Source organism: Brevundimonas sp. (genome assembly GCF_030704825.1).
Classification (GTDB): domain Bacteria; phylum Pseudomonadota; class Alphaproteobacteria; order Caulobacterales; family Caulobacteraceae; genus Brevundimonas.
The window spans coordinates 85,138-94,379 of record NZ_JAUYNX010000033.1 but is presented as its reverse complement, the minus strand read 5'-3'; the positions used below and the strand labels follow the sequence as shown (position 1 = coordinate 94,379).

The following is a 9,242-nucleotide window of genomic DNA, read 5'->3' as shown; positions in this document are numbered from 1 at the left end:
GATGGTCGACCAGCTCAACTCGTTCGCCAGTGAGGTGACGCGCGTGGCGCGAGAGGTCGGCACCGAAGGAAAGCTCGGCGGCCAGGCGGAGGTACGCGGTGTGTCGGGTGTGTGGAAGGACCTGACCGACAATGTGAACTTCATGGCCGGCAACCTGACAGGGCAGGTGCGCAACATCGCCGAGGTGACCACCGCGGTCGCCAAGGGCGACCTGTCCAAGAAGATAACCGTCGACGTGAAGGGCGAGATCCTCGAGCTGAAGAACACCATCAACGTCATGGTGGACCAGCTGAACGCCTTCGCCTCGGAAGTGACCCGGGTGGCCAAGGAGGTCGGCACCGAAGGCAAGCTGGGCGGCCAGGCCCGGGTGGAAGGCGTCGGCGGCACCTGGAAGGATCTGACCGACAATGTGAACTTCATGGCCGCCAACCTGACCGGCCAGGTGCGCGGCATCGCCGACGTGGTGACGGCCGTGGCCAACGGCGACCTGAAGCGCAAGCTGACCGTGGACGCCAAGGGCGAGATCGCCTCCCTCGCCGACACCATCAACGGCATGATCGAGACCCTGGCCATCTTCGCCGACCAGGTCACCAACGTGGCCCGCGAGGTGGGCATCGAGGGCAAGCTGGGCGGGCAGGCAAGGGTGCCCGGCGCCGCCGGCCTGTGGCGCGACCTGACCGACAACGTCAACCAGCTGGCCGGCAACCTGACCACCCAGGTCCGCGCCATCGCCGAGGTGTCGACCGCGGTGACCAAGGGCGAGTTGACCCGCTCCATCACCGTCGAGGCCTCGGGCGAGGTCGCGGCGCTGAAGGACAACATCAACGAGATGATCCGCAATCTGAAGGAGCAGACGACCAAGAACACCGAGCAGGACTGGCTGAAGACCAACCTGGCCCGGTTCACCCGGATGCTGCAGGGCGAGCGCGACCTCGCCACCGTGTCGAACATGGTGCTGTCCGAACTGGCTCCGCTGATCAACGCCCAGCACGCGGTCTTCTATGTGTCCGACCGGGACGCGGCCGACGATCCCGTGCTGGTGCTGGCGGCCGCCTACGCCTCGACCGAGCGTGAACAGCTGTCGCCGACCTTCCGGCTGGGCCAGAGCCTGATCGGCCAGTGCGCCAAGGAGAAGGAGCGCATCCTGCTGACCAATGTGCCGGCGGACTATGTGCAGATCGGCTCGGGCCTGGGGGCGGCGGCCCCGTTGAACATCATCATCCTGCCGGCCCTGTTCGAGGGCGAGGTCAAGGCGGTGATCGAGCTGGCCACCTTCGGCGAGTTCTCGGAAACCCACCAGTCGTTCCTCAGCCAGCTGATGGAATCGATCGGCATCGTGCTGAACACCATCGCCGCCAACATGCGCACCGAGGGCCTGCTGACCCAGTCCCAGCTCCTGACCGCCGAACTCCAGGCGCAGCAGGCGGAACTGAAGACCACCAACGACCGGCTGGAACAGCAGGCCGCGTCCCTGCGTCAGTCGGAGGAGCTGCTGCGCGCCAAACAGGAGGAGCTGCAGCAGTCCAACGCCGAGCTGGAAGACAAGGCGGTGCTGCTCTCGGCCCAGAACAAGCAGGTCGAGGCCAAGAACCGCGAGGTCGAGCAGGCCCGTTTCGCGCTGGAGGAAAAGGCCGAACAGCTGGCCCTGACGTCCAAATACAAGTCCGAGTTCCTGGCCAATATGAGCCACGAGCTGCGCACGCCGCTGAACAGCCTGCTGATCCTGTCCAAGATGCTGAGCGAGAACACCCAGGGCAATCTGACGCTGAAGCAGGTCGAATTCGCCAAGAACATCCACGCCGCGGGATCGGACCTGCTGGGCCTGATCAACGACATCCTCGACCTGTCCAAGATCGAGTCCGGCACGGTCACCCTGGATATCGGCGAGACGGCCCTGGAATCCCTGCGCGACCAGATGCAGCGGACCTTCGCCCAGATCGCCCAGGACAAGAAGCTGGACTTCAGCATCGACATCGACCCGGATCTGCCGCCGTCGATGTACACCGACGACAAGCGGCTGCTGCAGATCATCAAGAACCTGCTGTCGAACGCCTTCAAATTCACCGCGGCCGGGTCCGTGCGGCTCCGGATCGATCGGGCCAACGGCGGCTGGAACGCCGGCAACGACCACCTGAACAAGGCGGGCCAGGTGCTGGCCATCTCGGTGCAGGACAGCGGCATCGGCATTCCCGAAGACAAGCAGCGCATCATCTTTGAGGCCTTCCAGCAGGCCGACGGCACCACCAGCCGGAAATACGGCGGCACCGGCCTGGGTCTGTCCATCAGCCGCGAGATCACCCGCACCCTGGGCGGCGAGCTGAAGGTGGAGAGCGAACCCGACAAGGGCAGCACCTTCACCTTGTACCTGCCCCTGAATTTCAGTCCGACGGCCGTGCCTGCCGGCCTCTCCGGGCGCGAGGCGGCCTCGAGGATGATCACGGTGCGGACGGCGCCGACCGAGAGCGAGGCGGAGGCGGTCGAGCCCGTCAGCGACGACCGCGAGGCCATCGCGCCCGGGGACGCGGTGATCCTGATCGTCGAGGACGACCCCCGCTTCGGCTCGATCCTGCTGGCCCTGGTGAGGGATTGCGGATTCAAGGGCGTGGTCACCCAGGAAGGGGCGTCCGCGGCCTCGCTGGCGCGCCGGTACGGTCCCCAGGCGATCATGCTCGACGTCGGCCTGCCCGATATGGACGGCCTGGCCCTGCTGGACCTGCTGAAGCGGACGCCGGAGACCCGCCACATCCCGGTGCATGTCATCTCGGCCGACGATCAGGCGGGGCTGGGGCTGGCCATCGGGGCCTTCGGATTCACGCCCAAGCCGATCGACCGCGAGGGGGTGGTGGCCAGTCTGGAGGAGGTGAAGAAATTCGTCTCCGTCGCCCGCCGCCGCCTGATCCTGATCGGAAAGCCGGGACAGGCGGCCGATGCGCTCAAGGCCGCCTTCGGCGCCCTGGTCCGGGTGGACGCCCTCAAGGGCCTCGGCAAGCTCCGGCTGCGCTCTTCCGACAGCCTCATCGTGGACGCCGGCGCGACGCCCGTGCCGGAGGCCATCGACTATCTGAAGGCGGCCGAACGCCCCGCGGTGGTCTACGCCCCGAACCCGTTGAGCGCGGAAGACGAGCGCCGGCTGCGGCTGGCCGTGTTCGCGGGCCACGTGCGCATGGCGCGCACGCCCGACCAGTTGCTGGAGCAGGCGACCCTTCTGCTCCACGAACCCATGGAGCGGCTGTCCGAAGCCGCCCGGACCACCCTGGCGCAAACCCGCAAGGAAGACGCCATCCTGACCGGACGCACGGCCCTGGTGATCGACGACGACATCCGCAACATCTTCTCCATGGCCAGCGCCCTCGAGGAGTTCGGGGTCGATCTGCTGTACGCCGAGAGCGGTCGCGCCGGTCTCGACCTGCTGCGCCAGCACCCCGAGATCGACGTCGTCCTCGTCGACATCATGATGCCGGACATGGACGGCTACGAGACGATGCGGGGAATCCGCTCCATCGCCCAGTTCGCCGACCTGCCCATCATCGCGGTCACGGCCAAGGCGATGAAGGGCGACCGGCTGAAATGCATCCAGGCGGGCGCATCGGACTATGTCTCCAAGCCGGTCGATATCGACTATCTGATCTCGGTGATGCGGGTCTCGATCCAGCGGACGGACGCCAACCGGCTGGGGGCCGGCGACCGGCCCGGCGCCCCCGAGCTGGCGGCTGTTTGATGCGGCGGCGCCCGAAGACCGGTTCGTCCCCCCTGTCGGCGCGGGTGCTGATCGTCGACGACGACGAGCGCAACGCCTTCGCCGCGTCCGAGGCGCTGGAGATTCTGGGCCACGAACTGGTCGTCGCGCGATCGGGCGAGGAGGCCCTGCGGCTTCTGCTGACCCAGGAGTTCGCCGTCATCCTGCTGGACCTGCACATGCCCGGCATGGACGGCTACGAGACCGCGAGGCTGATCCGCGAGCATCCGCGCATCCGGGATACGCCCATCGTCTTCGTCACCGCCGTGTTCCGGGACGAGGCGCACATATTTCAGGCCTATACGGTCGGCGCGGTCGACGTCGTGTTCAAGCCGGCGGATCCTTTCATCCTCCGGTCCAAGGTGTCGATCCTGGTCGATCTTCACCTCAAGACGTTGGAGGTGCGCCGACAGGCCGAAGAACGCCACGCCCTGCTGCGGGAGAACGCCCGGATCAGCGAGGCCCGGCTGGAAGCGGAACTGGCGCTGCGGCGCACGCGCGAGCGCCAGGACGCCATACTGAGATCCCTGCCGGTGGTCTTCACCGCCCGGACCACCGTCCATCCCTTCGGTGCCCTGTTCGTCAGCGACAGCATCGCGCCCATGACGGGTTTCGAGTCGAGCCGGTTCGTGGAGGAGCCCGAAATCGGCCTGGATCGCATCCATCCGGACGACGTCGCCGGGGTGGTCGCCTGTCTGACGAAGGCGACCGAAACCGGGTCCTACGCCTGCGAGTATCGCTGGCGTTGCGCCGACGGCGAATATCGCATCTTTCTGGATCAGGGGGTGTGGACGCCGGCCGGCGAGGACGGGACCGCCCAGATCCTCGGCACCCTGCTCGACGTGACCGAGCGGCGCCAGCTCGAGGAACAGCTGACCCAGGCGCGCAAGATGGAGGCGGTCGGCCAGCTGACGGGCGGCGTCGCCCATGATTTCAACAATCTGCTCACCGTCGTCCTCGGCAACGCCGACATCCTGCTGCGGCGCGTCGAGGACGATCCCCGGGTCGTCAAACATCTCGCCGCCATCCGCGCCGCCGCCGAAAGGGGACACACCCTGACCCGGCAGCTGCTGGCCTTCTCGCGACGTCAGAAGCTGAACCCGGAAACGGTCGACCTCAACGCCCTGATCCGGAATTTCGCGCCGCTGATGCAGCAGGCCGTGGGGGAGGGGGTCACCATCGAGCTCAGGCTGTCCGCCGAACCGCTCTACGCCCACCTGGACCCGACCCATCTTGAAACGGCCCTGCTCAATCTGGCCGTCAACGCGCGGGACGCGATGGAGGGCGTCGGCCTGCTGACCATCGAGTCCGAAGGGCCCGCGTCGCCGGAGGAGGCGCGCGCCCGCATCGTCGTGCGGGACACGGGCGCCGGCATGACCGGCGAGGTCGCCGCGCGCGCGTTCGAGCCCTTCTACACTACCAAGGAAGTGGGCGGCGGATCGGGCCTCGGCCTGTCGCAGGTGTACGGGTTCGTCTCCCAGTCGGGCGGCCAGGTCGAGGTCTCCAGCGCGCCGGGCCAGGGGGCGGCGTTCGAGCTGCGTCTTCCGCTGACGGACGCGAGGCCGATCCGATCCGCCGGCGCCGCGCCGGCGGCCGAGGTCGAAAACGGCTCCGAGAGCGTCCTCGTGGTCGAGGACGACCCGGCGGTCCTGAAGCTGTGCGTCGATCTGCTGGTCGATCTGGGGTACGACTGCGACGTGGCGGGCGACGCCGCCGCCGCCATGGAGCGCCTCGAGAGCGACCGGCCGTACGACCTGCTGTTCTCGGACGTGGTCATGCCCGGCGGCATGAACGGCATCGAACTGGCCCGGCGCGCCGTGGCGCTGAGGCCGAACCTGCAGGTCCTGCTCACCTCGGGCTATCTCGGCGAAACCGCCCGGCACGAGCCGCATGACTTTCCGCTGATCGACAAACCCTACAAGCGCGCGGAACTGGCCGCGCGCCTTCGCGCCGTGCTGTCCGGCGACCTGTCCCGTTCATGCGAGACCCGATCCGCCTGAGCCGGCGAACTCCGGGAGCTGGCCCAGGAGCGGACCCCGGCATCCGACCGGTCGCGGACACCCGACATGTCAGCCGCGAGTGAGCGTCCGCAACCTTGCGAGGAAGGGTCCGGAGGTGATGAACAGGGTCCGGCCGTCCTCGCCGAATTTGCAGTTGGCCGCCGCCGTGCCGGTGTCGATCCGGCCCAGCGAACGGCCGTCGGGCGACAGGACATGGACTCCCCCCGGACCCGTGGCGAACAGATGGCCCCCGGCGTCGATGGCCATACCGTCGGGCAAACCCGGATTCGACGGCCCGACCAGGGACGTGAAATCCCGCAGCACCCGGCCGCCGGAAGTCTGGCCGGCCGGGTTCAGATCATAGGCCATGATCACGGCGCGTTCAGGATCGGACACCGCGACATACAGCGTGCGCTGGTCGGGCGACAGGGCGACGCCATTGGGGAAGGTCAGGCCGTCCTCCAGCAGGGTGACCTCGCCGTCCGGGTCGAGCCTGTAGACGCCGTTGTGGGGGAGCTCCTTCAGCGGCGACTGATCCATGTCCTTCAGGCCATAGGGCGGATCGGTGAAAAAGATCGCGCCGTTCGCGGCCTGGACCAGGTCGTTCGGGGAGTTGAAGCGGCGGCCTTGGTAGCGGGTCGCCAGCAGGGTCTTGGCGCGGGTCGCCAGCTCGACCCGCGCGATGGCGCGGTTGCCATGATCGGCCATCAGGATCGATCCGGCCCGGCCCGCGATCAGGCCGTTCGACCCCGGCTCGCGGAAAGACGAGGCGTCCGGTCCGTCGTAGCCCGAGGGCGACATGAAGACCGAGGCTCCGTCCGCCTCCGACCAGCGATGGATTCTGTTCTCCGGCACGTCGCTGAACAGGAGATATCCGCCCTCGGCGATCCACACCGGTCCCTCGGACCAGGTGAAGCCCTCGGCCAGTTTCTCGATCCGGGCGTCGGGCGCGATCAGCCGGTCCAGGGCGGGATCGTCGCGGACGATACGGCCCACCGCGGGCCAGGCGACAGCGGCGGGGGGCGTGCCGGGGCTCTGGCAGGCGGTGGCCGACAAGGCGGCCCCGCCGGCGAGGATCAGGCGACGGGAAGGGTTCACGACACAGGCTCCTCGGCGGATGGCGTGGGGATGGCGGCGGCGGGAATCTCGCTCACGCCCCCGGAGGTGATGGTGAACTCGCCGCGCGCGCGGATGTCCGCCGACGACGCCCCGACCATCACCTGTATCGCGCCGGGCTGGATGCGCCAGCCGCCGGCGTCCCAGAACGCGACCTGGGCCGGGGTCAGGGTGAAGCGGATGCGTTTCGCCTGGCCCGGCGCGAACGCAACCCGGCGAAAGCCGCGCAGCTCCTGCACCGGTCGGGCCACCGCGGCGACAGGATCCCGAACATAAAGCTGGATCACCTCGTCGGCGGCGACGGTGGAGGTGTTGCGGACCACGACGCTGATCTCGATCTGGCCGTGGGCGTCGATCCCGGTCTCGCTCAGCGCAAGCTCGCCATATTCGAAACGGCCGTAGCTGAGGCCGTGGCCAAAGGCGAACAGCGGCGTGATCGGCGTATCGCGATACCGGGCGGTGTCTCTCGCCAGATCCGCCTCGGCCGGGCGTCCGGTCGGCGCATGTCCATAGTAGAAGGGAGCGACGCCCGTCGTGCGCGGAAAGACGGTCGGCAGGCGCCCGCCCGGCGAGACGTGGCCCAACAGCACGTCGGCGATGGCGGGCCCCGCCTCGACGCCGAGAAACCAGGTCTCCAGCACGGCCGAAGCCCGGTCGGCCAGCCTCTCGATGGCCAGCGGCCGGCCATTGACCAGCATAACCACCACCGGCTTGCCTGTATCCAGCACCGCATCGGCCAGCGCCTGTTGCGCGCCGGGCAACGACAGGTCCGAACGGCTGCGCGCCTCGCCGCTGAGGTCGTAGTCCTCGCCGACGACCAGGATCGTCAGATCCGCCTCCCGTGCGGCCGCCACGGCGGCGGGGATGCCCGTCTCATCCTGGCTGCCCGGCGAAGCGCCGGCCACATGGACCAGCTCGACGCCCTGCGGCAGCGCGGCTCGCAGCGCGGGCAGGAAGGCCTGCACATCCTCGACCTTGCCCTGGGCTCGCCAGGACCCGAGCTGCGAATTCGCGTCGTCGGCCAGGGCGCCGACCACCGCGATCCGGCGGACGGTCGGCGCGACGGGCAGGACGCCGCCCTCGTTCTTCAGCAGCACGATGGATCGCCGCGCGGCTTCCAGCGCCGTCGCCCGATGCGCCGGTGACAGCATCACGGTCCGCTCGCGCGCGGCCTCATGTCGGGCATAGGGATTGTCGAACAGACCGAGCCGTTCCTTGGCGGTCAGCACGTCCAGCACGGCGTCGTCGAGCGCCGTCAGAAGTTCGGGGTCGGCCTCCACCGCCGCCTTCAGGGAACCCGCGTAGACCCCGCCCGCCATGTCCATGTCTATGCCCGCGTCCAGGGCCAGGCCGGCGGCCTGCGGGTCCGTCCCGGCGACGCCATGATTCTTCAGTTCGGCGATCGCGTTCCAGTCGCTGACGATGAGGCCGTCGTAGCGCCAGCCGTCCAGCACGCCGCGCACCAGCGGGCGGTGCGCCGTCAGGGGCACGCCGCCGATGTCGTTGAAGGAGGTCATGAAAGAACCCGCGTCGGCCTGCGCCGCCGCGAAGAAGGGCGGCAGATAGACCTCATTCAGGGTGCGGTTCGAGATGTCCGCGCTGTCGTAGTCGCGCCCGCCCTGGGCCGCGCCATAACCGACGAAATGCTTGGCGGTGGCCAGGATGCTGTCGGGGGCGGTCAGGTCCGCGCCCTGGAAACCCCTGATCTGCGCCGTCGCCATGATGGAGCCCAGATAGGCGTCCTCGCCCGAACCCTCGACGATCCGGCCCCAACGCGGATCGCGGGCGATGTCGATCATGGGCGCGAAGGTCCAGTGCAGGCCGCTGGCCGCCGCCTCCGTCGCCGCGATCCGGGCCGCGCCCTCCGGGACCGCCGGATCCCAGCTGCTGGCCATGGCCACGGGGACGGGAAAGATGGTCCGATAGCCATGCACCACGTCCATGGCGAACAGCAGGGGCACGCCAAGGCGGGACTCCTCCACCGCCACGCGCTGGAGTTCGCGCAACGGTTCCGCGCCCGCGACGTGGAGGTAGGAGCCGACCTCGCCGCGCCGGACCCGCTGCATCTCCGCCTCGTTCAGGCGCGAGTTCAGGCTGCGGCTGCGACCGCCCGGGATCTGGTTCAGCTGCCCGATCTTCTCATCAAGCGTCATCCGCCCAAGGAGCGCGCGAACCCGTTCCGAATGATCGTCGGGCGATTGGGCCGCCGCCGTCGTGGCGGCCGCCACGGCCACAGCCGCCAGGGCGACACAGAGGCGTTTCAGCATGGGCATGTTCCATGACAGCGTTGTCATCGCGGGTGGAATACCCGTAATGCAAGGCTGGACCGTCGCAAAGTCGGGATCACCGACGGCGTCCATCTTGCGCGAGGCGACAGGGGAGGGCGACTG

Annotated in this window: 4 protein-coding genes; 2 read left to right on the top strand and 2 right to left on the bottom strand. The window is 68.6% G+C overall.

Annotated features, from left to right (window positions below):
• On the top strand, positions 1–3,718 hold a 3,718-nt coding region (locus tag Q8Q71_RS15035; RefSeq protein ID WP_305760411.1), incomplete at its 5' end, for a response regulator.
• Positions 3,718–5,736 (top strand): response regulator, encoded by a 2,019-nt coding sequence (locus tag Q8Q71_RS15030; RefSeq protein ID WP_305760410.1) that lies wholly within the window; start codon positions 3,718–3,720, stop codon positions 5,734–5,736. The genes Q8Q71_RS15035 and Q8Q71_RS15030, both read left to right, overlap by 1 nt.
• Positions 5,737–5,805: 69 nt before the next feature.
• Here Q8Q71_RS15030 and Q8Q71_RS15025 read toward each other — a convergent pair whose 3' ends face one another.
• Together Q8Q71_RS15025 and Q8Q71_RS15020 are read right to left on the bottom strand one after the other, a co-directional pair.
• On the bottom strand, positions 5,806–6,834 hold the full coding sequence (locus tag Q8Q71_RS15025; protein WP_305760409.1) for an SMP-30/gluconolactonase/LRE family protein: 1,029 nt from the start codon (positions 6,832–6,834) through the stop codon (positions 5,806–5,808).
• Entirely contained in the window at positions 6,831–9,119 is a 2,289-nt protein-coding gene (locus tag Q8Q71_RS15020; protein WP_305760408.1) for a glycoside hydrolase family 3 N-terminal domain-containing protein, read from the bottom strand. The genes Q8Q71_RS15025 and Q8Q71_RS15020 overlap by 4 nt, the downstream gene beginning before the upstream one ends.
• Positions 9,120–9,242 lie beyond the last annotated feature (123 nt).

Coding starts and splice junctions, on each gene's coding strand:
- Q8Q71_RS15030 (WP_305760410.1), top strand. CDS start 3,718: ATGCGGCGGCGCCCGAAGACCGGTTCGTCCCCCCTGTCGGCGCGGGTG.
- Q8Q71_RS15020 (WP_305760408.1), bottom strand. CDS start 9,119: ATGCTGAAACGCCTCTGTGTCGCCCTGGCGGCTGTGGCCGTGGCGGCC.